Annotated in this window: 19 protein-coding genes; 4 read left to right on the top strand and 15 right to left on the bottom strand. The window is 60.0% G+C overall.

Annotation, left to right across the window (positions count from 1 at the left end; translation table 11 throughout):
• Window positions 1–105 precede the first annotated feature (105 nt).
• The 9 genes from QLG12_RS04385 to QLG12_RS04345 all read right to left on the bottom strand — a co-directional run bounded on the left by QLG12_RS04385 (window position 106) and on the right by QLG12_RS04345 (window position 10969).
• On the bottom strand, window positions 106–1467 hold the full coding sequence (locus QLG12_RS04385) for a TolC family outer membrane protein (RefSeq protein WP_197868129.1): 1362 nt from the start codon (window positions 1465–1467) through the stop codon (window positions 106–108).
• A gap of 2 nt (window positions 1468–1469) precedes the next feature.
• Window positions 1470–2819 (bottom strand): HlyD family type I secretion periplasmic adaptor subunit, encoded by a 1350-nt coding sequence (locus tag QLG12_RS04380; RefSeq protein WP_085654085.1) that lies wholly within the window; start codon window positions 2817–2819, stop codon window positions 1470–1472.
• Window positions 2816–4603: a type I secretion system permease/ATPase gene (locus QLG12_RS04375; protein WP_282473981.1), complete on the bottom strand. Its 1788-nt coding sequence runs from the start codon at window positions 4601–4603 to the stop codon at window positions 2816–2818. The genes QLG12_RS04380 and QLG12_RS04375 overlap by 4 nt, the downstream gene beginning before the upstream one ends.
• A gap of 204 nt (window positions 4604–4807) precedes the next feature.
• Window positions 4808–5233: an AprI/Inh family metalloprotease inhibitor gene (locus QLG12_RS04370; RefSeq protein WP_159085215.1), complete on the bottom strand. Its 426-nt coding sequence runs from the start codon at window positions 5231–5233 to the stop codon at window positions 4808–4810.
• Window positions 5234–5326: 93 nt separating this feature from the next.
• Window positions 5327–6793, bottom strand: coding sequence for a serralysin family metalloprotease (locus QLG12_RS04365; RefSeq protein ID WP_236192890.1), 1467 nt, complete (start codon window positions 6791–6793; stop codon window positions 5327–5329).
• 388 nt (window positions 6794–7181) lie between these two features.
• Window positions 7182–8267 carry a polyamine ABC transporter substrate-binding protein gene (locus tag QLG12_RS04360; protein WP_197868131.1) on the bottom strand — a complete coding sequence of 362 codons (1086 nt, stop codon included), beginning with the start codon at window positions 8265–8267 and terminating at the stop codon, window positions 7182–7184.
• A 56-nt stretch (window positions 8268–8323) separates the two neighbouring features.
• On the bottom strand, window positions 8324–8668 hold the full coding sequence (locus QLG12_RS04355) for a cupin domain-containing protein (RefSeq protein WP_011334089.1): 345 nt from the start codon (window positions 8666–8668) through the stop codon (window positions 8324–8326).
• Window positions 8669–8695: 27 nt separating this feature from the next.
• Entirely contained in the window at window positions 8696–10102 is a 1407-nt protein-coding gene (locus tag QLG12_RS04350; RefSeq protein WP_236192891.1) for an FAD-dependent oxidoreductase, read from the bottom strand.
• A gap of 51 nt (window positions 10103–10153) precedes the next feature.
• Window positions 10154–10969 carry a helix-turn-helix domain-containing protein gene (locus QLG12_RS04345; RefSeq protein ID WP_011334087.1) on the bottom strand — a complete coding sequence of 272 codons (816 nt, stop codon included), beginning with the start codon at window positions 10967–10969 and terminating at the stop codon, window positions 10154–10156.
• A gap of 263 nt (window positions 10970–11232) precedes the next feature.
• Between QLG12_RS04345 and QLG12_RS04340 the strand changes: the two genes are divergently transcribed.
• Complete coding sequence (locus QLG12_RS04340; protein ID WP_011334086.1) at window positions 11233–11505, top strand: DUF1652 domain-containing protein; 273 nt, start codon at window positions 11233–11235, stop codon at window positions 11503–11505.
• Between the two features lie 57 nt (window positions 11506–11562).
• Here the strand turns inward: QLG12_RS04340 and QLG12_RS04335 are convergent, their stop codons facing one another.
• Window positions 11563–14037 carry a UvrD-helicase domain-containing protein gene (locus QLG12_RS04335; protein WP_282473980.1) on the bottom strand — a complete coding sequence of 825 codons (2475 nt, stop codon included), beginning with the start codon at window positions 14035–14037 and terminating at the stop codon, window positions 11563–11565.
• Window positions 14038–14315: 278 nt separating this feature from the next.
• On the opposite strand from QLG12_RS04335, the gene QLG12_RS04330 reads away from it, so the two are divergent.
• The gene (locus QLG12_RS04330) at window positions 14316–15011 is read left to right on the top strand and encodes a pirin family protein (protein ID WP_197868135.1); all 696 of its coding nucleotides are present in this window, start codon (window positions 14316–14318) and stop codon (window positions 15009–15011) included.
• A gap of 61 nt (window positions 15012–15072) precedes the next feature.
• Here QLG12_RS04330 and pgm read toward each other — a convergent pair whose 3' ends face one another.
• The 4 genes from pgm to QLG12_RS04310 form a co-directional block, all read right to left on the bottom strand.
• A complete protein-coding gene (gene pgm / locus QLG12_RS04325) occupies window positions 15073–16719 on the bottom strand; it encodes a phosphoglucomutase (alpha-D-glucose-1,6-bisphosphate-dependent) (RefSeq protein WP_197868136.1) in 1647 nt (548 codons plus the stop codon).
• Between the two features lie 76 nt (window positions 16720–16795).
• Window positions 16796–18226, bottom strand: coding sequence for a PLP-dependent aminotransferase family protein (locus QLG12_RS04320; protein ID WP_197868137.1), 1431 nt, complete (start codon window positions 18224–18226; stop codon window positions 16796–16798).
• A 49-nt stretch (window positions 18227–18275) separates the two neighbouring features.
• Window positions 18276–19730: a hypothetical protein gene (locus QLG12_RS04315; protein ID WP_236192893.1), complete on the bottom strand. Its 1455-nt coding sequence runs from the start codon at window positions 19728–19730 to the stop codon at window positions 18276–18278.
• 545 nt (window positions 19731–20275) lie between these two features.
• A complete protein-coding gene (locus QLG12_RS04310; protein ID WP_064381679.1) occupies window positions 20276–21298 on the bottom strand; it encodes a zinc-dependent alcohol dehydrogenase family protein in 1023 nt (340 codons plus the stop codon).
• A 269-nt stretch (window positions 21299–21567) separates the two neighbouring features.
• Here QLG12_RS04310 and QLG12_RS04305 point away from each other — a divergent pair, with 269 nt between their 5' ends.
• On the top strand, window positions 21568–22482 hold the full coding sequence (locus QLG12_RS04305; protein ID WP_039768298.1) for a LysR family transcriptional regulator: 915 nt from the start codon (window positions 21568–21570) through the stop codon (window positions 22480–22482).
• 58 nt (window positions 22483–22540) lie between these two features.
• On the opposite strand, the gene QLG12_RS04300 is transcribed toward QLG12_RS04305, so the two are convergent.
• Window positions 22541–23791, bottom strand: a complete 1251-nt coding sequence (locus QLG12_RS04300; protein WP_197868139.1) for an MFS transporter — start codon at window positions 23789–23791, stop codon at window positions 22541–22543.
• Between the two features lie 102 nt (window positions 23792–23893).
• Between QLG12_RS04300 and QLG12_RS04295 the strand changes: the two genes are divergently transcribed.
• Complete coding sequence (locus QLG12_RS04295; protein WP_197868140.1) at window positions 23894–24862, top strand: AraC family transcriptional regulator; 969 nt, start codon at window positions 23894–23896, stop codon at window positions 24860–24862.
• Window positions 24863–24865 lie beyond the last annotated feature (3 nt).

The raw sequence follows: 24865 nt of genomic DNA, 5'->3' as shown, positions 1-24865 counted from the left end.
TCGGCGACGCCCGATCAGGTCGGTGTACCTCCAAAATATCCCCCGATCAGTCCCCTCTCCCTCCGGGAGAGGGTTAGGGTGAGGGCCGGTCTGAAGCCATGCACATCAACGCCGAGCCACACCAAACGCCTCGTCCACCCGCGCCAGATCCTGCTCGCTCAAGGTGCCCGCGTAGTAATGCAACTTGGTCCAGGCCATAAGGTAGTCATAGCGGGCCTGGGCCAGATCACGGCGGGTGGTAAACAGTTGTTGTTCGGCGTTCAGGGCGTCGAGGTTGGTGCGCTCACCGCCGAGAATGCTTTGTTTGGTCGACACCACCAGCGCTTCGGCCGAGGCCAGGGCCTTTTGATAGGCGCGCAGCTTGTTGACCCCGGACAGGCACGCACTGAACTGGCGACGCAACTCGATCAGCGTCTCGCGGGTCTTGCCGTCCAGTTCGTATTCGGCCTGTTCCATGGTGCGGCTGGCCTGACGGGTCGAAGCCGACACGCCGCCACCGGCATACAACGGCACGCTGACTTCGAAACCGATGGTGTTGGTTTCGTAACGCTGGTTGTAGGTGTTGCCGCTTTCCGACTCGTTCTGGCGCATCGTGGCGTAAGCGCTGACTTTCGGCAGGTGCCCGGCGCGGTTGCGCTCGACTTCGTACCGCGCCACTTCCACGGCCTGACGCTGGGACGCGAGGTTCGGGTTGTTGCTGACCGCCAGCTCATGCCAGGTGTCGTAGTTGGCCGGCACCAAGGCGAACGTCTGGAAGTTCTGATCCAGCGGCGCCAGATCACTGATGTCCATCGCCGGCACGCCTACCAATGCGCCCAGCTCCCGTAGCGCGGCATCCTGCTCGTCGCGAGCCTCGATTTCCTCGGCAGTCGCCAGTTCGTAACGCGATTCGGCTTCGAGGATGTCGGTGCGAGTGCCCTCGCCCTGCTTGAACATGTGCTCGTTCTGCTGGAACTGCTGCTCGTAGGCCTTTTTCTTGGCCTGCGCGATGTCGATCTGGTCCTGGGCAAACAAGGCCTTGGTGTAGTTATCCAGTACGCGAACCAGCAGTTCCTGGCTCTTGCCGCGAAAGTTCTCATCGGCAAACAGAGACTGGGCCACGCCCTTGCGATAGGCCGCGTAGGCTTCGTAGTCGAGCAACGGTTGTTGCAGGGTCAGGCTTGAGCCATAGCTGCTGTAATTACGCTCATCGGTGCGATTGCGCGCGCGTTCGTCGAGGGACGTGGCCTTCGACGAGTTGCGGCCCTTGTTGTAGTTGTAACCCAGTTTCGGCAACAGGCCGGCGCGGCCGATGGCACGGTTTTCGAGGCCGGCGTCGCGCTCCTTGATCGCGCCGAGGAACACCGGGTCATTGCGCAACGCCTGTTCGTAGATCTCGAACGGCCCCATGGCCGCCACTGCACTGTTGCCCGCGAGCAGCGCGAACGCTGCCGCCAGCATGGAAAGCTTATTCATACAGCCGAACATCCTTATTCTTCGGTCAACGCGGAACCGGCGCGGTCGAGCAGCGGCTTGAACAGGTAGTTGAGGAGTGAACGTTCGCCAGTGCGCACGAACATTTCCGCCGGCATGCCGGGCTTGATTACCAGGCCGTTGAGTTTTTCCATGGCCTGATCGCTGACGCTGCTGCGCAGCACGTAGTACGGCACGCCGGTTTTCTCGTCGACCATCTGGTCGGCGGAAATCAGGCTGACTTCGCCGGGCACCCGTGGCGTCTTGCTCTGGTTGAATGCGGTGAACAGGATGTCGACCGGCAAGTGCGTGCCGACCTTGTCGATCAGGTTGATCGGCAGGTGGCCCTCGACTTCCAGGCGCGTGCCTTGCGGGACGATTTCCAGCAGGGTTTCGCCCTGACGCACCACGGCGCCTTCGGTGTGCACGCCGAGGTTGACCGCCACGCCATCGGCGGTGGCAAGGATTTCGCTGTGTTGCAGGTCGAAACCGGCGGAGGTCAGTTGCTCCGACAGCGTGACGCTTTTCAGTTGCGCGTCAGCCAGTTGAGTGCGGACTTCCTTCTGGTACTCCTCGCCGTGCTGTTGCAGTTTGAGGCGCGACTCAAGAATGCCCTGCTCTACCCGGCCGCTTTCGCCAGTGTTCTCGGCCAGTTGCTGCTGCACCTGCGACAGCTGACGCTGATATTCCATCAAGCGGTTGCGCGGGATGTAGCCGTTGTCGGCCAGCGGTTGCAGGTTGCTCAGTTGCTGTTGCAACGAATCGGCCTGGGCGTTGAGGTCAGTACGGGCGCGGCGCATGCCCGCCAGTTGCGCAGTGGCACCTTCGATGCTGGCACGCAGGGCGGCCTGCTCGCGGGCAAACGCTTCGCGGCGGCTGCTGAAGAGTTGCCGTTGCCCTTCCAGCACCAGTGCCAGGCGCGGATCGGCGTTGTCGCTCAGCTCTGCCGGAAAGGTCACTTGCTTGAGGTTGTCACGCTCGGCCTGCCAGCGCGCAAGACTGGCCCAAGCCATGCGGTATTGCGCCTGCAGCGACTGCACGTCGGCGGCGACCTGAGTCTGGTCGAGACGGAACAGCGGCTGGCCCTGCTTCACGATTTCGCCTTCGCGCACCAGAATCCGGCTGACCACACCGCTGCTCATCGACTGCACGGCTTTGCGTTTGCCCGACACCACCACGGTGCCTTGTACCGGAATCCCTTGATCCAACGGCGCCAATGCCGCCCAGGTGAAGAAACTGCCGGCACCGACCAGCGCCAGAATCCAGCCCATGCGGGCGAAAAACTTTGCGTCGCGCTCCGGGCGCTCGGTGATGTAGTCGTGTTCCATCGTGGCTTCGTTTTGCGTGTTCATGCTCGCGCTGCTCATACACCCGAATTCCTTGTCGTCGGCTGATACTGTCGGCTCATGCTGAGCCCGGCCGGTGCCTGCGCAGGTTTTTCATTTTGTTGTGGCGGGTTGCCGGGCGGGTTGCCGGACAGCGCCTTGAGCACATCGTGGCTCGGGCCGAAGGCTTGCAGGCGACCGTCGTTGAGCACCAGCAGCTTGTCGGCCTGGGCCAGCACCGAAGAACGGTGGGTCACCAGCACCACAGTCGTGCCTTGGGCCTTGAGCTGCACGATCGCGCTGGACAGCGCGGCTTCGCCGACGGTGTCGAGGTTGGAGTTAGGTTCATCCAGCACCACAAGGCTCGGGTTGCCGTACAACGCACGGGCCAGGGCCACGCGCTGTTTCTGCCCGCCGGACAAACCGCTGCCGTCCTCGCCCAGTTGCGTGTCGTAGCCTTGTGGCATGCGCAGAATCAGTTCGTGCACGCCGGCCTGTTGCGCGGCGGCCACAACCTTTTGCGGATCGGCTTCGCTGAAACGGGCGATGTTCTCGGCGATGCTGCCGCTGAACAGTTCGATGTCCTGCGGCAGATAGCCGATGTACGGGCCGAGCTGATCGCGGTTCCAGCGGTGAATATCAGCGCCGTCCAGACGCACCGTGCCGCCAAGGGCCGGCCATACGCCGACCAGCACACGCGCCAGAGTCGATTTGCCGGAGCCGGAAGCACCGAGCACGCCCAACACTTCACCGGCCCCCAGGTTGAAATTGACCATATGCAGGGTTGCGGCGCGCTGGCCCGGAGGACCGGCGCTGACTTGTTCGAAAGTGATCTGGCCTTTCGGCGCCGGCAGCGCCATGGCGTCATCGCTCGGCGGGAAGGCTTGCAGCAACGCATCGAGGCGACGGTAAGCCAGCTTCGCCCCGCTCCACTGCTTCCACACGGCGATCAACTGGTCGATCGGGCTCAGTACCCGGCCCATCAAAATGGAGCCGGCGATCATCATCCCGGCGGTCATGTCACCCTTGATCACCAGCAGTGCGCCGAGGCCCAGCACCAGCGATTGCAGGCACAGACGCAAGGTTTTGCTCAGCGAGCTGATCACCGCGCCAGTGTCGCTGGCCTGATTCTGCAGGCCGAGGAAGCGCGAATGCACCTGGAACCAGCGCTTGCGCAAGGCGCCGAGCATGCCCATGGCTTGAATGGTTTCGGCGTTGTGCAAGTGACTGGTGGCCAACTGGCTGGACTTCTGCGAGAAACCGGCGGCTTCGCCCAGCGGCTCTTTGGTCATGTATTCGTTCAGGCACGCCAGCGCGATCAGCAGCAGCGCACCTGCCGTGGCCAGCACGCCGAGCCAGACGTTGAACAGGTAAATCACGAACAGATAAACCGGGAACCACGGCGCATCGAAGAACGCGAACAGCGCAGGCCCGGTGACGAATTGGCGAATGTGGGTCAGGTCGCCCAGGGACTGCCCGGCGTTACCCTCGCCCTTGAACAGATTGCGCTCGAACGCCGCCTGATAGACCCGCAGATTGAAACGGCGCTCCAACTGGCTGCCGATGCGGATCACGATAAAGCTGCGCACCACCTCCAGCAGACCGATGAAGGCGAAGAAACCGACGACCATCAGCGACAGCATCGCCAGGGTGGTTTCGTTCTGCGAAGACAGCACTCGGTCGTAGACCTGAAGCATATATATGGAGGGCACCAGCATCAGCACGTTAATCAGTGCGGTAAAGCATCCGACGCTGATCAGAATGCTTTTATAGTCACCTAATGCCTTGAATAAGGGAGCGGTGGCTGGGGCCTTCGCCATCTTCATTGATTATTCCTGAAATGGTATTTCCCGCCCTGCTTGGCGAGACTTCAATTAATTGTCCGCATGGCGTGCGGGACATAAACCGCCAGTACCTGCTTACACTTCAACAACAACTTCGGCGATTAAAACCGGCCTGCAAGTTATTGCACTGTCGCTTATAACTGTAACGGGGCGCTTTATATTTAAACGGTCAGTCGGTTTCGGTCGTTACGGCTGCTGCGAGGAACGCTCAAGTGTAATCACCAGGCCCGACTTCAAAGTGCTCAGATAAAGCCCTTCACGTTGTCGGCTGAAAAACTGGATTCTTGAGCCTTCCTTGCCGGTGATCGACAGACCGTCCGGATCGGGAAACCAGCCGATGGCGGCGTCCTGCAACCACGCGCTCAGGCAATCGGCGCCCTTGCCCAAGGTCTGGTTCGCCTCGAGGTCGATCTGGCAGGTGTTCGACGGTTTGTCTTGCAGGGCTTGCGCTTCGGGGCTGTCACTGCGGGCGCTCAGGGTCGCCTGCCACTGCCCGGCAAATACCGATGGGTCTTCAAGTCTGAGGCTGCTTGCCATGGTTGTTTCTCCAGAAATCATCAGCATCGGCAACAGATACGCCGCCGCTTTGCGGGTAATAGCGAATTGGATCATAGGAAATTTCACTCCGGCACGTAGCCTTGCTTACCGGCCATGGCGATGCAAGTAAAGAAAGCGGCGCATCACGCGCCGCTTTCCCGTGTTACGTCACGCCACGATGTCGCTGGTGGCTGCCTGGCCAACGGTGCTGACCTGGAAATCAGCCACGCCGTGCCCGGAGAAGTCCACCGACAGCAGGCTGTTACCGCCCGACGACGTCAGAACCGCATCACCCGCTGCGCCGGTGAAGGCGCTGACGAAGTGCAGGCCGGCGCCCTTGGTGATACCGGTCAGGTCGATTTTGTCCAGACCGCTGACGAAATCGAGGATCTGATCGATCGCACCCGGCTTGGAGTCCGAGCTGGCCGCGAACACAAAGGTGTCCGAACCCGCGCCGCCCCACAGCTTGTCGGCACCACCGGCTCCGTAAAGAATGTCGTTGCCGGCACCACCCTTGAGCTCGTTGGCCGCACTGTTGCCGATCAGCAGGTCGTTGCCCGAACCGCCGATGGCGTTCTCGATGGTAACGCCCTTGGCGATGGACACGTTGCCCACCAGGCCGCCCACGTCGGAGAACGAGGCTTCATTGAGGTTGATCTTCTGGTTCTGGGTGAAACCCGAGAAGTCGAAGGTGTCCTTGCCGCCTGCATCCCACACCGAGAACACCAGCTTGTCGGCCGACGACGAGGCGCTGAGGAAGTCGCGACCTGCGTTGGAGTTGAAGCCGTAAGTGGTATCACCGGTACGGGTGGTCATGTTGGCGCCGTAGAGCTTCTGGATCGCTGCGATGTCATCCATCAGCGGGCCGGAGGAATAGGCTTCCACACCGCCCTTGCTGAAGTTCTGGCTGGTGTTGCTTTCGCTCCAGTAACTCATGACGCTGTAGCCGCGGGTGTCTTGCCCGTAGGTAGCGTCGTTGTAGGTCGGGTTGCCGTTGCCGGCGTTGTAGTCGCCCGGGTGCGCCAGACCAAGGGTGTGGCCGATTTCGTGGGTCAGGGTCTGACGTCCGTAGTTGTTCAGATCCGGATTTTTGTTTTGCGTGTAGCCACTGTTGATCAGGTACCACGACGTGCCGTCATAACCGGCGCCGGTGCCTGGCAGATAAGCGAACGCTGCAGCGCCATCCTGGCCACCACTGTAGTTACCGAAGGTCATGTGACCGTCACCGCCCGAGGCTTTCTCGGTGAAGGTCACGTTGGCCACATCGGCCCAGGATTGCATGGCGAGCACGGCCTGGGCTTTTTGTTGGGTACTGAACTGACTGAACCCGCTGATCCCGTGCTTGTTCATCGTGCTGGACGATGCCGAGGTCAGGAACGTGTAGGTGAGCTCGATCTTGCCGCTGCCATCCTTGTCCTGATAGGCAGCGCCGTCGCGCAGCAGCTGGGTGGCGGCCTGGTCGACGGAGAAGGAGGGTTTGCCATTGACCGTGAGGTTGCCGCCACGATCGTACTGATGGCTGAAGCTGTTGATCTGGTTATACGCCGTGCTGGTCGCTGCCAGAGGTTGCGGCGCCGCGCCCAGCTGGAAAGCCTGTTCGGCGGTATCAACAGCGTTAGCTTTTACTTTCGACATAAACACACTTCCTTGTTTAGCAATGGAACAGTTTTTGTCCGATAGCGACAACCCCTGGCGAGATTGTCCTATCACTCGCCCAATGAAGGCGTAAGAAACCTGACACAATTTGAAATCTGTCGTCTAGCGTTTTTTCGAGATCAAATTGAACTGTTCCGGGAAACTCCCGTAAACAAAGCGCGTGCCGCCGAAAGAATGTTGCAAGTTTGGTGAGCCTGCCTAATTGTCTGACGATTTCTTATTTAAATATTAAATATCGGTAAGTTGTTTTTTGTTAGCAACGTCTCACTTTGCTGCACTTTATCAGTGCGATGCCAGTGTATTGATATCAAGTAATTCCGACAGAACATAATCAGGCGAGGGCTGTGCCGCCCTCGCCTGTTTTTCTTCAGCTGCCAGTACGGATCTTGTTCCACACCCGCGTGCGGATCCGGTCGATGTTCAGCGGCATCGCTTCCAGCGCGAACAGCTTGCCCATCATTTCCGGGCTCGGATACACCTTGGTGTCGTTCTTGATCGCCGGATCGATCAGGCTGTCGGCCTGCTCGTTGCCATTGGCGTAGTGCACGTAGTTGCTGATGCCGGCCATCACGTCCGGGCGCAGCAGGTAGTTCATGAATGCGTAGCCGGCCTTCTCGTCCGGTGCGTCGGCCGGCATGGCGACCATGTCGAACCAGATCGCGGCGCCTTCCTTGGGGATTTCGTAGCCGATGTCGATGCCGTTCTTCGCCTCTTTGGCGCGGTTTTCCGCTTGCAGGATGTCGCCGGAGAAACCGACAGCCACGCAGATGTCACCGTTGGCCAGGTCGCTGGTGTACTTAGAGGAGTGGAAATAGCTGACGTACGGCCGCACTTTCATCAGCAGCGCTTCGGCTTTTTTATAGTCTTCCGGATTCTTGCTGTGGTGCGGCAACCCCAGGTAATTGAGCGCTGCCGGTAGCAGTTCCGGGCCGTTGTCGAGGATCGCCACGCCGCATTTCTGCAGTTTTTCCATGTATTCCGGTTTGAAGATCAGATCCCAGGAATCGACCGGCGCGTTATCACCCAGCACGGCCTTGACCTTGGCGATGTTGTAGCCGATGCCGGTGCTGCCCCACAGGTACGGGAAGCCGTGTTCGTTTCCCGGATCGTTGGCCTGCAAGGCCTTGAGCAACACCGGGTTGAGGTTCTTCCAGTTGGGCAGCTGGCTCTTGTCGAGCTTCTTCAGCGCCCCGCCCTCGATCTGCCGCGCCATGAAATGGTTGGAGGGAAACACCACGTCATAACCGGATTTACCGGTCATCAACTTGCCGTCTAGGGTTTCGTTGCTGTCGTAGACGTCATAGGTGACGCCGATGCCGCTGGCCTTTTCGAAGTTTTTGGCGGTATCCGGTGCGATGTAGTCGGACCAGTTGTAAACCTTGACCGTATCCGCAGCCTGAGCGAGGGAAACGGCGAGCATCAAAGGTGCGAGCGCGAGGGTCTTTCGGATCATGGATCGATTCCTGTATTGGCTATTGTTGTTGGCAGGCAATCAAAAGGATCAAAACGTCAGAAAATCAGGACATAGGTCTTGCGCACGGTTTCCTCGATGTCCCAGATTCCGAGCGTGTTGGCCGGCAACATCAGTGCGTCGCCACCTTGTATGTGCAGGGTTTCGCCGCCGTCGTCCGGGGTGAACGTGCAGCGACCGGAAATGAAGTGGCAGAACTCCTGAGCGGTGATCTGCCGCCGCCAGCGGCCCGGCGTGCATTCCCAGACCCCGGTTTCGACGCCGTCGTCGCGCTCGACGCTGGTGGTCGAGGCAATCGCTACCGGCGTGCCGAGCGGCACGGCCACCGGGTTGGACTCATCCAGTTGCAACGTGGCGGTGTTCTTGAATTGGGTGATGCTCATGGCGTTACCTGTCTCGTAGTAAAACGTTTAGTGCATGAAACCTTCCATGAATCCGGCCACCTGGCGGGCAAGCTTGCGCCGCCAGGGTGCGGTCGCCGGATTGGCCAGGGTCTGGTCTTCGTGGACGAAGCTTTTGATGATCGCGTTGTAGCCGAGCCAGCGGCACGGCTCGGGCTCCCACGCTCGCAGTGCGTGGATCCCGCCGTCGGGCAGCACCCATGGCTGATGCGTCAGTTCGGTGTCGCGCTCAAGAATCAGATCCGCCAGCGTCCGTCCGCCCAGATTGGAAGCGCCGACACCCTCCCCGCCATAGCCGCCGGACAGCGCGATGCCGTTGGCCCGGTCACACAGCATGTGCGGTTTGAAATGCCGGGACATGCCGAGGTTGCCGCCCCAGGCGTGGGTGATCTGCACGTTTTTCAGTTGCGGGAACAGCTCGCCGAACAGGTAGCGACGCAGCTCGACTTCTTCGCGGGTCAGGTCGAAGTTGTGGCGCAGCTTGCCAGCGAACTGATAACCGCCACGGGCGCCGAAGATCAGCCGGTTGTCGGCACTGCGCTGGCCATAAGTGACCTGACGGCTGAACTCGCTGAAAGCCTGGCCTCGGCTCAGGCCTATTGCGTCCCAGGTTGCGGCGGACAACGGCTCGGTGGCGACGATCAGGCTCTGTACCGGTAATTGATAACGGCCCAGCGGCGGCAGCGTGACGGAATAACCTTCGATGGCCGGGACAATCCAGCGGCTGCGTACGCTGGCCTTGTCGGTACGCAGACTGCCGGCCTGCCAATGGGTCACCGGGCTGTTTTCGTAAATTTTCACCCCCATCCTTTCGACGGTTCGCGCCAGACCGCGCACCAGTTTCGCCGGGTGAATGGTCGCCACATGCGGGGCGAAGATGGCGCCATAGGGTTTGGCGATGCGCAACTGCTGCGCCAGTTGCTCCGGGCTTAGCCAGCGGTAATCGTCGTCGGTCAGGCCCTGGGCGTGGAGCTTGTTCAGGTAGTCACGAAGACTGGCTTCCTGCTCGGGATAGCGCGCGGCGCAGTACAGCACCCCGCCCTTGCGGTAATCACAGTCGATGCCTTCGCGTTCGAGGACGACTTCTACTTCATCGGGAATGCTGTGCAACAGGTCGAATGAAGCGCGGCGCTGTTGTGGCGACAGCCCTGCCAGCAGGCGATCCTCGCCCAGCAGATTGCCCATCAACCAGCCGCCATTGCGACCGGACGCGCCGAACCCGGCGGTTTGCGCTTCGATGATGGCGATGTTCAGGCTCGGCGCCTGTTGTTTCAGGTAGTACGCCGTCCACAGTCCGGTGTAACCGGCGCCGATGATCGCCACGTCGACGTCCAGGTCCTGCGCAAGCGACGGGCGCGCGGTCAGCGGCTCGTCGAGTTGATCCATCCACAAACTGATAGTGCGCCACGCCGGCATGCAAGACTCCGCCAATCCAGGTTTCGATGGCGTCGATCCTAGAGGCAGAACTCAGGGATTGTCTTGCGCGCGTGTCCGCAAAGAAATTTGCTTCGCGTAGGCCTTGGGCGACTGGCCGGTGTGCTGGCGAAAGCAGCTATAGAAAGCCGACAGCGAATTGAACCCGGCGGCGAAGGCCAGTTCATCGATGCGCAACGGCGGCGTGGCGTTATCCAGCGACTGCAACAGATGCTGCAGGCGCGCCTGATTGACGTAGCGGTAGAAGCTTTGCCCCAGCACCTGATTCAACAGGTAGGAAATCTGGTTACGGCTGTACCCGCACTCCTTCGCCACCCGTTGCAGGTCGAGCTCTGGGTCGAGATAAGGCTGCTGACGCTGGAAATACTGCTGCAAGTCATCGGCCATGAAACTCAGCTGACGGGGCGACAGGCCCAGGCGACTCGTCGCCGGGCGCTGGCGGGTTGCCGTCAAGCTGTCGGCCTGTTCGCGCACCAGCGACGCATATTCGTTGACCCGCCAGATCTGTCCGTCCTTGACCGTGATCGCTTCGCTGGAACGAAACGACACCAGCCCGTTACCACCGCGCAAAGTCACTTCGTATTGAATGAAGGCGGTGTTGCCGTCGATACGGATGCGGTCGCAATGCTCCAGCGCTTCGTCGGACTCGCGCGGCATGCTGACCCGGACGTACTCGCGCAACTCGTCGAGGCCGAGCACGCGGTTCTGGAAGAAATCGTTGTACTGGATGTCCGGGTGGTACAGCGCCATGACGCCATCCAGGTCCCGGTGTTTCCAGCACAGGTGATAGCGCATGACCGTTTCGGCCGTGGCCCGGCTCTGTTCCGGGCCGTCATCGTCGGCGTGCATAAGAGACTCATGGAAAAAGAATCGAGCTTGCCCAACTTCTGATGTTGCTTCAATAACCGACAGTGATGGCACTTTGCCGAAAGTCGCGATGGACAGTGACTTACATCAAAAAAATCTCGGCAATCGCTAAATCGACTGAAAATTCTCACAGGAACTTCACATCCAGATGCTACTTTTAAAGGCAATCAACGGTTGGGCCAATGACGGCTCTTCCCACCTACCATGAGCGAACGGAAGCGCTCGATGAAGAAGGCGGGCAACACATGAATAAAGGGTCAAGCAAGGTCACGTTTCCCAATGCCTGCCAGCTGATGCGCTGGCATTTTCATCCCATGGGTTTCGAGGCGACCATGGATGCGCCGGGCAGTCTGGTCGCGCGTCTGTTCGATCGGGCCAGCGGCGAAACCCTGATCGCGATCGCCGGCATCCCCTGTGCCACAGTGATGAACGCGGCGGATGTGGAGCGAATAATCGAAGCCGTTGAGGACGAGCTGGAGGCGTTCATTCCTCCGGAGTCTCTCAAGAGTTACGCGTAACTAACTGATTTAAAATAAAAAGCCCGCTTCATGCGGGCTTTTTCATGGGCATTGGATTCAGGCCGTTTTCTTTTCCGGACGATGATCGACGAAGAACGGTTTGCCTTTGGCAACCCGGTCCGAAGCTCGAGGCATGTTGACTGCCTGCGTGTCTTGCGGCTCGACGTACCAGTAGCAATGGCTGACTGCACGGGTGATACCGACGTAGGCCAAGCGAAGGATTTCGTCTTTTTGCGCACTGTCATAAGGCTCGCTGTCGCCGGCCTTGCCCAGTCCGGCCATGCGATACACCTGATTCTTGTATGGGGAACTGGTCAGGTGCTGGCAATCGCCCAGCAGGAAAACCGCGTCGGCCTGCAGACCTTTGGCGCTGTGATAGGTCAGTTGTTTCAGTCGGCGGGACTCGTACGGCAAGCTCGAATCCACATTAACTACAGACTGAATATGGTGTTCTATCAATAACTTATCGCTGCTTTTTCGATAGAGCATCAGAATTGAATCGCCCTTGCGGTAGTGTTCCTCCAGGCGCTGGCCGAGTGCCTGATCATCGCGCTCCAGCACGTTGACTGGTTGCAACGGCCTCTCCTCGCCGCTGGCCTTGGCCTTCTTGCCCGGAATCGCCGGCGCTGCCCGGACAATATGTTCTGCCGCGTCGATGATGTGCTGATGGCTGCGATAGTTGTCGCTGAGCATCACCCGGGTCGTACTCGGCGACGCGAATTCCTTGTTGAATTCCATGAAGTAGCTTGGCGAACTGCCGCGCCAGCCATAGATCGATTGCCAGTCATCGCCTACGCAAAGCAACGATGATCGCTGTGCGCCTCGTCCGACGTGCATGGCCGGGCCACGACTGCGGATTTCCGAGAGACTGGCGCGAATCCACGAGACGATTTGCGGCGAAACGTCCTGAAACTCATCGATCATCAGGTGCGACATCGGCCGCAACAGCTCATCGCTGAGCAGCTTGAAGTTTTCCGGTGAATGCTCGCTGAACAGCGCGAACATCCGGTTGTAAGTCATGACCGGCGGCTTCTGATCCAGAAGGTGATCTTCCAGCGCTCGCCAGAACAGACTTAAAGCCTCGAAGAAAAACCGGTCTGGATCATCCTTGACGAAACTCATGCGGCCAACGGCGTCCGGCACATCCAGGCCCAGGTTCTCGATAAAACCGGCGGCGGCGACAAAACAGTCGAGCAGTGGCGCGGACGCCAGCTCGCCCTTGACCTTGTAATCGAAGCCGGGACCGGCGCTGACATCGCCTGCCAGCGTGGCCAATAAACGCTTTGAAGATTCGTAACTATCCAGCCAAATCAGTGGTTTACGACAGAAAGCTTGAAACAGGGTGCGCTTGACTGCCCACTCTGCACGCACCGTCAGCTTGGCGTTGGGACGGCAGACCTGCGGGTTTTCCCGAGGATCGAAACCCAATACAACCCAGGCATCCAGACTTGGGATGTAGCCGTGGCAATGGAACGATGCGCCGTTGATTTCGAATGTCTGGCGGCTGGGCTCGATACCCTTGATCGGCCAGGCGCCCGCACCCAGCCACATATCCTCGATCATGTCGCACAGCTCTTCATCGCGGCGAGCGGCCAGCTCTGTCACGGCCACGCGCTTTTGCACATCCGGGTGATCGCGTTCCAGCTCCTTTAATTGCAGGGCATGCCGTGACAAGGGCTGGATCAGTTGTGCAAAACGCGGATCCTGGTTGTAGAGACGGTGGTAGCAGGCGTTGAGCTGCTGGCGTTGCGCGTCGTTGATGCGCAAATCGAACGGATTGCTGTCGATGTCTTCATCTGCACCCGGCCCGCGCTGGCTGAGGTTTTCGAATGCCTGCAAGCGCTCGAACCCCGGCAGGCTGCGAACCATCGGCAAGATCCGCGAGTGAAAAGTGCGCACCAGATCCTTCGCAGCGTTCTGACTCAATGCCCGGCCCCACAACGCGAACAGCTCGATCAATTTTTTGATGAAGTCCTTGCGTGATTCGCGGGTGAAGGTCACCACGGTCATCGAATCGAGCTCAAAGCCCAGGTAATGAGTCAGCAGCAGGATCCGCAACACCAGCGTGGTCGATTTGCCGGCTCCGGCGCCGGCAATCACCGAGGTTGACGGGGTATCGCTGAAGATCATCTTCCATTGCGCCGCGCTTGGTTGGGCGTGGGCTGGCAGCAGGCGCGCAACGTCGGCTTTCATGCGTTTCTTGAGTTCTGCGCCAAGTGGCAGGCGCCAGTCGTCGAACAGATGATTATCGATGCCCGGAGGACGATGCTCCGTATTACGGCTGTCGCGGATCAACAAAACCTGGCGGCCTTCTTCCAGCCCGTCCGCCTTGCCTTCCTTGTACCCGTAATCCACGCCGGCGGTATGTCCGTTGCGAAAGCCATCGGCCTGACCATGCAGCCACGAGGCCCGGTGCTGGGCGCGCAGTTGCGTCAGGCCGTGGCCGAGGAAACGCGCCGCCAGGCGTTTGAACCATGGCATCTCGGCCAGGGGGCGAAGTTCGGGAGGAAGATCGGGGGTGTGTTGCGCCACGCTGACGGACTCCGGATGTGAGGCTGTTGTGGGCTATGGTGTCTGCATTTGCTTTTTTGTTCTAGCGAAATGCTTACAGGTCATTGGTTTAGGCGATGAATTGAAGGTGGGATGAGACGGTTTCGAGCTTTTTATATATCCATTGATTCGATTGGAATGCCGCACTTTTTACGCTTTTTATCGATGTTTGACTGATAGATGATGCGTGCCATCAATCACCGGTCTCGCTTCGTGGCTCAGGCATCACGCCCCATGACGAACCTTTTGAGGAGACGATCATGCTTGAACTCAGACCCTTCAGCTCGCTGGGCGGCGCCCATCACGGCTGGTTGGATGCCCATCACCATTTTTCGTTCGCCGAGTACTACGATCCGCAACGCATGAGCTGGGGCAACCTGCGCGTGTGGAACGACGACATCATTGCCGCCGGTACGGGCTTCCCGACTCACCCCCACCGCGACATGGAAATCATCACTTACGTGCGTGAAGGTGCGATCAGCCACCAGGATAACCTCGGCAACAAGGGCCGCACCGAGGCTGGCGACGTGCAAGTGATGAGCGCCGGCACCGGGATCGCCCACAGTGAATACAACCTGGAAACCACGGATACCAAGATTTTCCAGATCTGGATTCTGCCGACCGAAACCGGCGCGCCGCCGTCCTGGGGCGCCAAACCGTTCCCCAAAGGCAACCGTGAAGGTTTCGTAACGCTCGCCAGCGGCAAGACTGGTGACGACCAGAGCCTGCGCATCCGCGCCGACGCGCGTTTGGTGGCGGCCAATATCAAGGCCGGTGAAACCGCTGAATATCGCCTTGATGCCGGACGCCGGGCGTATCTGGTTCCCGCTACGGGTGTCATTGAAGTCAACGGCTTGCGCGCACAAGCTCGAGACGGTGTGGCAGTGGCTGATGAACAGGTGTTGACCGTCACGGCGCTGGAAGACAGCGAGATCGTGTTGGTGGATCTGGCCTGATCGGTGAATCGCGGGCACAAAAAAGGGCGACCTCAGGGTCGCCCTTTTCCGTTGCCTGGATTTACCGGGTGCTGATCGCACCGTCTACCAGCGTTTGCGCTTCAGCCACCAGTTGCTTGAGGTGGTCGTCGCCGATAAAGCTCTCGGCGTAGATCTTGTAGATGTCTTCGGTGCCCGACGGACGTGCGGCGAACCAGCCGTTTTCGGTCATCACCTTCAGACCGCCAATGGCCTGATCGTTGCCCGGCGCTTTGCTGAGAATGCTCTGGATCTTCTCGCCCGCCAGTTCGGTCGAGGTGACCTGCTCCGGCGACAGTTTGCTCAGCAGGGCTTTCTGCTCTGGATTGGCCTTGGCGTCGACACGCACCGAGAACGGTTCGCCCAGTTCGTCGGTCAGCGCACGGTAGGCCTGGCTTGGGTCGCGGCCGGTACGGGCGGTCATTTCAGCGGCCAACAGGGCTGGAATCAGACCGTCCTTGTCGGTGCTCCAGACCCCGCCGTCCTTGCGCAGGAACGAGGCGCCGGCGCTTTCTTCGCCGCCAAAACCCAGCGAGCCGTCAAACAGGCCATCGGCGAACCATTTGAAGCCGACCGGCACTTCGTACAGGCGACGGCCCAGACGCTTGGCCACGCGATCGATCAGACCGCTGCTGACCACGGTTTTGCCCACGGCCGCATCGGCGCGCCACTGCGGACGGTTCTGGAACAGGTAGTCGATGGACACGGCCAGGTAGTTGTTCGGTGCCAGCAGGCCGCCGGACGGCGTGACGATGCCGTGACGGTCGTGATCCGGATCGCAGGCGAAGGCCACGTCAAAGCGTTCTTTCAGACCGATCAGGCCTTGCATGGCATGACTGGACGATGGGTCCATACGAATCTGCCCGTCCCAGTCGACGGTCATGAAGCGGAACGTCGAATCGACTTCCTTGTTCACCACGTCCAGGTCCAGACGATAGTGCTCGGCAATCGCCGACCAGTAGCGCACCCCTGCTCCGCCCAGCGGATCGACACCCAGGCGCAGTTTGGCGCCGCGAATGGCATCGAAGTCGATGACGTTGATCAGGTCGGCCACGTAGGTGTTGACGTAGTCGTGACGGTGGGTGGTTTCGGCCTTGAGCGCCTGCTCGTAGCTGATGCGTTTGACGCCGGCCAGTTTGTTGGCCAGCAGTTCGTTGGCCTTGGCTTCGATCCACTTGGTGATGTGGGTATCGGCCGGGCCGCCGTTGGTTGGATTGTATTTGTAACCGCCGCTTTGTGGCGGGTTGTGCGACGGGGTGATGACGATGCCGTCGGCCAGGCCGCTGGTGCGCCCCCGGTTGTAGCAAAGAATGGCGTGGGAGACCGCCGGGGTCGGGGTGTACTCATCGCCTTCGGCGATCATCACGGTCACACCGTTGGCCGCCAGCACTTCCAGGGCACTGGCCCCGGCCGGGGTCGACAGCGCATGGGTGTCGATACCGACGAACAACGGCCCGGTGATGCCCTGGGCTTCGCGATACAGGCAGATTGCCTGGCTGATGGCCAGAACGTGCCACTCGTTGAAACTCAAATCAAAGGAACTGCCCCGGTGCCCGGAGGTGCCGAACGCCACGCGCTGGGTGGAAACCGAGGCGTCGGGTTGCCCGGTGTAATACGCCGTAACCAGTCGCGGGATGTCGACCAACAGTTCTGCCGGTGCCGGTTTGCCCGCAAAAGGACTGAGTGTCATGCAAAACCTCTGAAATAGAGTGGTTCAGGAAATTGAAACCGAGTTTACTGGCAGTTCGTCCAGAGTGCGATGGGGTCTATTGCATACAGGCCGGGTGTTTTCGAACATCCGCCCGCGGAGCCAGTCGTAACGCATCCCCGAGCAGTCCGACAAGTCTTAACAACTCGTGTTCGGCGCTGCCCGTGACGCTCACGCGCATGTATTGCGCGTGCAGCCCCTGAAGGCTGAACAGCTCCCCCGGCGCAATCAAGACATGCTGCTTGAGCAAGCGTTGAAACACCGTGTCCATCGCAACCGGATGTGCAGAATGCAGCCAGATTGTTGCGCCTCCCTGAGGTTCGACGATCTGCACAATGTCGCCCAGACGCTCACGCATCAAATCGATCCATTGCGTTCGACGCTCCCTGAGCAAGTGCTTGAGCACCGGCAGATGCTGGTCGACCCGCCCGCTCGCATAGAGCCGGGCAATCGCCTTCTGGCGGATTGGCGACAGACGAAACGAACGCAGCAGGAAATGGCGCTGCAGGTCTGCGCGCCACTGTCGCGAGATGACAAAACCGTAGGGGGCTTCGACCCCGATGATTTTTTCGAACATGGAAAAAACCAGCAGACGGTCGGGATCCACCAGCTCACGCAGCGGTTCCCCTTCAGCGTCGTCCAGCAATTCGCCATGACAATCATTTTCCAGCAACCAGGTGCCATGACTCAGGAGCAAATCCGCGATGGCCTCACGGCAGGCCGGCGGGATACGGCTGCCGTGCGGCATGTTCAATCTGGAGGACAGCAGGATCAATCGCACCCGCTCGCTTTCAAGCAACCTTTGGAGGTTCTGCGGATCGCAAGCCCCGTCCGGCTGAAGCGGCAGCTCGATCACCCGAACCTCGGCGGACTGGAACAGGCGCAGGATCATCCAGTCGCATGGCGACTCGACCACCACCGTCGAGTGACGCAGCTCAAGGACAGCAATAAGGATCTCCAGCACCCCACGCAGGTCGGCACCGATATAGACGTCTTCGGCGTGCCAGCAATGGTCGGCCGATGAGGTGTAGCGGGCGGCGAGCAGCGTGCGCAACTCCAGTTCGCCGCAAGGCTGGGCCGGCGTCTGCAAGTGTCGTGGATACTGGCGCAACAGCTCTCGTTCAAGCATCAGCAAAGGGCGGTCAAGGGGCTGGATCGACGCCGGTTCATCGGCGCTGAGTACCTGCATCCCGGTGCACCTGGCGTTGACGTAAACCGTTTCCAGCAAATCACTGCCGCGTCCGGGCGGCATGACCACCGATGTCGGCTGTGCGAAATATCCCGATTTGGCCACGGAATAGACCCGGCCTTCTTTTTCCAGCAATGCGTAGGCGTATTGAATGGTCGAGATCGATACGCCAAGCCGCTCGGCCAGCTGCCGTAACGATGGCAGTCGAATCGCGCCCTCACTGCCCGGCTCGCTGATCAGTTGCGTCAGGTAACGATAGACCGCCTGATAGGCAAAATCGGATCCTCGCGACTCACTCATGAGCGGGCGCCTGCAAGCAGATCCCCGTGGTCGAGCAATACAAACACACTCAACCTTCCGCCGAACGGTCGCCCAGCGTGACTTCCTGCTCGGGCAACTCGGGCGCTTTTGCGAGGTGATCGCCCATCGGGACTGCTTCCATTGCGTACAACCGGCTGATCAGTCGAAGGGGCAAGCCGCTGACATCTGTCATCCACTGCAGCACCTGCTCCGGCGCATGCAGGCCCTGCATGGCGCGGTGCAGCTCCGGCATGGCGACCAGCATCCCCGGATGACAGGTGCGCAGGAATCGCTCAAGGCCAGCGCCTGCATTGATGAAGGGTGCGAACAACAGGCACACCAGTTGCGGCTCATCAAGGTCGAAGTTCTTCTGCAGGGCAGCCGCCGCCAGCGATCGGTGCTCTGCGAGATCAGCCAGATTGGTGAACGCGGATTCAAACCGCTCACAAACCTGCTCCGGCGTGTTCCTGCGGCGCATCGTCGCCAGGCATTGCTGTTGATACTCCAAAACCCCGGTCTCATAGGTGCGCCCTTCGATGTAACTGGCCTGCAACCCTTTCAGATAGGCGCCGATCAAAGGATCGGCGCACTCGCCGGTACGCGCTTCAAGCATCAGGTCGTCTGCCTGAAACCCGAGGAAGTCGCTGAGCAAGGGCCACCGCTCTTCCATTTTGCCCACCACCATATCGTCGATACCGATATAGCTGGTACGGCGACAGGCTTCGAATTCACCGAGCGGTCGCCACGGCACCCGGTCGTCCTGGCTATAAAGTTCGCGATAGCAATCACCGCCAAGGCTGTCGAGCAGACAGAACAGCTCTTCGAACCCGCCACCCTTGCGCGACAGCTCGCCCAGGCCAACCTTGCGGACCGCCCGCTCCAGCCCATCCAGAAACTGCTCCTGACGGAGTGCGTTGTCGCTGCTGATCAATGCGTCGACCCCGTTGTTCCAGCGGGCGACCTGACCGTAGAACTCGGCAGTGCTCAGGTACAGGTCATCCCATAGGGTCAGCGCCTCATCCCATCCGCGGCGATGCCCCACCATCAGCAGATTGAGTCTGCCGGCCTCGCGCCCCTCGTCGCAGACAGGCGCCAGATGGTTGAATGGCAGGATCTCGCGATGATCCACCATCAACAGCTCGACTCTCGGGTCGTCATGCAGAAACAGCGCACTGAAACAGCGATGCAGGTTGTGCAATGCCGAAGCCGGTACGCCATTGCTGCGCAGGGTAGCGACCCGCAACTGAAACGTGGCCGGTGCACGCCCGGCAATGCTCAGCTGGGCTGCACGTAAAAGGGCCAGGCTGTAGCAACAATCGCGCGTGCCCGATTGAATCGCCAACACCTTGAAATCACCGATGCGATCCATGCCCCCGGCAGCGACCGCCAGCCTCTGGATCAGCAACTGCAACGCCGTGCGTTCAGCACGGGAAAAAAAACTCAGCAATCGTTGCAATACTTGCTGGTAGACATAATTCATTGCCTGATCATGGATCGTGCTCATCAGTACTTCACCCGGTATCAAAGGTTTATATCGCGCGGCCACGAGTGGTGAACGCACAATCATTCTTCATTAATTAATAGACGCTGAAATGCTAACACTTAAGTTTTTGTAGTTATTTGAAACAGTTGAGCGCGCGGCACTTGTGCTTGACCAACGGCAAGCCTGAAAGCCGCGCCGTTACTGGGCCCTTCGCGAGAACGCGTTTTCCTAGGAAACTTCTTACAAGCCCCTGCACATGATGAGCACAAGAAAAAAAGAAAGGATTACATGGCACCCCTACAAACATTAAACAAAAGTTTGAGGCGCGATGATAAACAGCCGCTTGATATTGCACGAAGCAAATAGAATGCACAGACATAGCTCATTCCCTGAGATGAAAGTAGTCATTTAATTATCAGGGTCTGGAGGGCAATTAGAAGATACAGATCGAGAGTAAAAACCAGTTCAGTTGCTGAACGTCCCCAGGTGTCTGACCCAGGGATTCTCGGTGTCTGAAGGATAAAACGCACAAGAGTCCGTGGGGCCACGGACTCTGATCGGGAAGGTCAGGCAGTTTCGATTTGCAGGGCAACCCGCTCGCGGCACGGGCACTCGTCCATGTAACGGTGAGCTTCGACAAACTCGTTGAACGGAAACACGCGGGTCTTGAGCGGCAGCAGCACACGGTCCGCAGTGAGCTGGTTGATATCACGCAAGGCACGCTGCAAGGCGACGTGATCCTGAATGATGCCGAGCTCCGGCTTGCCGGTGAAATTGCCGATGCAATGCACGAAAAACTGAATGTTCTTCTGGAACGCTGCGCAGGCCGGGAACGGCGTCTGGTTGCCTCCCTGCAAGCCGTACAGCACCAGACTGCCACGGGGTGCCAGCACATCGCCGAGCAGCGACATCTGTGGCCCGCCGAGACCGTCGAACACAACGTCGACACCACGGTTGTCGGTGATCTTGTTGATGCGCATCAACAGGTCTTCTTCTTCGGTGACGATCACTTTCTCGGCACCGAGAGACAGCAGGTACTCACGTTCCTCCGCCGTTTTGGTGGCAGCAATCACCCGCACACCCAGCGCCTTGCCCAACTGGACAAAGGATGGGCCGGCGCAGTGGCTGGCGTCGGTCACCAGGGCGAACTGCCCGGGTTTGACTCGTGCCAGATCCACGTAGCCGAAATAGGCGATCAACAGCGGCGTGTAATGCACGCTGGCTTCAATCGGGCTGAGCACGTCCGGATAACGGGTCAGCGCGGTGCGCGGCAGAACGATCAGTTCGCCGTAGACCGGGTAATCGTTGGGGCTCTCGGCCGGGAAGCTGGCCACCTTGTCGCCCACTGCCAGATCTTCGACGCCATCGCCGATGGCCGTGACCACACCGGCCATTTCATGGCCCAGGCCTGAAGGCAGGCGCGCCTGGGACGACGCCAGATTCTGACGCCAGAGCGTGTCATACCAGCTGATGCCGATCGCCTCGACACGCACCTGCACTTCGCCAGGACCTGGCTGAGCAGCCGCATGCTCTTCGCATTTGAGCACCTCGGCCGGACCAAACTTGTGAAAACGGATCGTGCGGGACATCGCAAACCTCGTCAAAGTAACCTCTAATGCCATGAACTCTATCTGGGCTTTCCAGCCACGACTATCAGTGGCTATTAATAGTCGACATGCCTGTCATTGATTCCGCAGCATGGCCAGCATCGAAAAAATCCATGAAAAACTGCTGCAACCTTCTCAGTAAAGCTGAATTACCCGGTGCAGAGTACCAGCCTTTCCCCGTAAGATTCATGCCGGCCATTGTTCTCATATGGCCACTCTCGTCAAGCTTGATGACTCTGCCAGGACTCCAGATGAATCGTAATGACCTGCGTCGTGTCGACCTCAACCTGTTGATCGTGTTTGAAACGCTGATGCATGAGCGCAGCGTGACCCGTGCAGCGGAAAAGCTGTTTCTCGGACAACCGGCGATCAGCGCGGCGCTTTCACGTCTGCGCGGCCTGTTCGACGACCCGTTGTTTGTGCGCACCGGGCGCAGCATGGAGCCTTCCGCCCGCGCGGTGGAAATCTTCGCCCTGCTCTCCCCGGCCCTGGACTCGATTTCGACGGCCGTCAGCCGCGCGGCGGAATTCGATCCGGCCACCAGCACGTCGGTATTCCGCATCGGCCTCTCGGACGACGTCGAGTTCGCACTGTTGCCGATGCTGCTCAAGCGCCTGCGCGCCGAAGCGCCCGGCATCGTGCTGGTGGTACGCCGCGTCAACTACATCCTGATGCCGGGCCTGCTCGCCTCCGGCGAAATCTCCATCGGCGTCAGCTACACCACCGACCTGCCGGCCAACGCCAAGCGCAAGGTACTGCGCCGCAGCGCCCCCAAATTGTTGCGCGCCGATACCGTACCGGGGCCGCTGAGCCTGGACGATTACTGCGCCCGACCGCACGCACTGGTGTCGTTTGCCGGTGACCTCAGTGGTTTCGTCGATGAGGAACTGGAAAAACTCGGGCGTAAACGGCACGTGGTATTGGCCGTGCCGCAGTTCAACGGCTTGGGTACACTGCTGGCGGGCACCGACATCGTCGCGACCGTCCCCGATTACACGGCGGAAGCCCTGACTGCCGCTGGCGGTCTGCGGGCCGAAGACCCACCGCTGCCGACGCGCACGTTCGAGCTGCACATGGCCTGGCGTGGGTCGCAGGATAATGATCCGGGGGAGCGGTGGTTGCGGTCGCGGATTCAGATGTTTTTTGGGGACCCTGACAGTCTCTAGGCTTCCTTTGCGGCATCTCCTGATTACGAACGCGCTCGAAACGGTTTGGCAAACCGGATCAAAGGTGCAACGCGGGTTTGGCCTTGCGAACGCCATGGACAGAAGGCACGCGGACACGCAGCGCAATCAGTAACGCGGCCAGCAACATCAACACGGCCGCCGCCACGAATACGGCGGCACTTCCTCCAAGGCTGAACATCGCGCCGCCAGCAGCCGCGCCCGTTGCGATGGCGGACTGCACAGAGGCCACCACCATGCCTCCGGCGCTTTCCGCCTGATCAGGTACCGCGCTGGCGACCCAGTTCGACCACGCCACCGGCACACCACCAAAGGCCAGGCCCCAGATCGCCAGCAGTACCGCCTGCCCCGGCACCGAAGCGGGCAACAGCACCAACGCCAGTGCTGCGACGCCGACCAGCGCGGGCATCAATACCAGAGTGGCCAGCGGGTAGCGCTCCAGCAGTCTCCCGGCTAACAACGTGCCGACGAAGTTCGCCACACCGAACCCCAGCAGCATCAGCGACAATCCTTGCGGGCCGATCCCGGTAGTCCCTTCTAGGAATGGCCGAACATAAGTGAACATCGCAAAGTGCCCGCTATGCACCAGTACACAACCGAACATGCCCATGGCGATGCCCGGGCGCAGCAATACCTCCAGAACGGTGCGCAGTCCTGCCGGCCGGCGCGGCGCGAGGCGCGGCAGAGTGAGCGACTGGTAAGCCAGGGTCACCATGCCTACCGCCGCTGCTGCAAAGAACGCGCTGCGCCAGCCATATAACCCGCCCAGATAACTGCCCAGCGGCACCGCAACGACCGTCCCGATGGCTATGCCGCTGAAAATGATCGAAAGCGCCCGAGGCAACAGCGCACTCGGCACCAGGCGCATCGCTACCGCTGCCGCCATGCTCCAGAACCCGCCAAGGGCAATACCCAGCAAGATGCGCATCAACAACAGCACCGCGAAGCTGGAGGAAACGGCGACCAACAGATTCGAGGCGACCATCAACGTGGAAAAACCCAGCAACACCCAACGTCGATCGATGCCGCGGGTCAGGCCTGGCACCAACAGGCCCGCGAACAGCGCCACCACGGCTGTCACCGTTACCGCCTGGCCAGCCAGCGCTTCGGACACTCCCAGATCGTTAGCCATCAGCGTCAACAAACTCGCCGGCAGGTATTCTGCGGTCAGTAATCCGAACACCCCCATTGCCAACGAGAAGACGGCCATCCACGCGGGCGTCGAAGGTTCCAAGTCCGCGCCGACGCCGCAATGGCGGTCGGATACGGTGTTACTTAAACAGTCAGTCATTGCACGGTTCTCCCAATGTTCATTGCGAGCCGAAGTCTAGGCGCCGAAAATCGGATGATCTATGATCCAAAGTCTCTACTTTTTGATCAAAACACCTGAACAATGTCTGCAGATCAGTTTGCTCTCTCCTCGGACCTCATCAATGAGCTATTGCGCGGCATGCGCCTGCGTGGCGTTGAATACCGGCGTATCCAAGCGGGTCCCACGTTCGGATTGAGCTTCGCGCAAAAGCCTGGGCACGCCTGGTTCCACTTCATGGCCGTCGGCAATGCGGAACTGCGAATGGAGGACGGAAACACCTACGCGCTGTCTGCCGGCAACGCCGTGTTCATCTCCCATGGCGCGGCCCATCAACTGTTTTCCCATCCGGACGCGCCTGTACAAGACATTGACCGTTTAAACGGCGAAACCTTGGGTGACACCATCAGTGCGGTGGATACCGGAACCGATGCCAGCCCTACGCCGAGCACTCTCTTGTTCAGTGGTTGCATGGAGTTTGAACTGGGCAGTATCCATGGGCTCGGCCGGCTGATGCCGGGCTTAATGCTGATTGATGCCGGCGGCCAGCGTTACCCGGGGCTGGTACCGATCCTGACCGCCATGGAACGCGAGGTCAGCGCCGCCCGTGTCGGCTTCGCCGGTATCCTCGCGCGGTTGGCCGACGTGGTGGCCGCCATGGTTGTTCGCGGCTGGGTGGAGTGCGCCTGCGGCAATGCTTCCGGGCTGATCGCTGCCTTGCGCGATCCACGCTTGGCCGGTGCACTGCTTGCGCTCCATCAACAACCGGGCCGCGACTGGACCGTTGCGCAGTTGGCAGAGCACTGCAATACCTCGCGCTCGGTATTCGCAGAGCGCTTCCAGGTCACGATTGGCATGACTCCACTGCGCTACGTGACCGAACTGCGAATGCGGCTTGCAAGCCAGTGGCTGACGCTCGAAAGGCTGCCGATTGAAGAGGTGGCGCAGCGCTTGGGCTATACCTCCCAGGCTGCTTTCAGTCGTGCATTCAAGCGCATTACGGGCAGGACACCGGGTTTGAGTCGCAAGGCGAGGCAACCGGCGGTTACTTGAACT

Origin of the sequence: Pseudomonas sp. V88_4, from assembly GCF_029967985.1 — a bacterium.
GTDB lineage: Bacteria > Pseudomonadota > Gammaproteobacteria > Pseudomonadales > Pseudomonadaceae > Aquipseudomonas > Aquipseudomonas glycinae.
The sequence above is the reverse complement of the archived record's forward strand: the minus strand, read 5'-3'. Positions and strand labels throughout refer to the sequence as shown.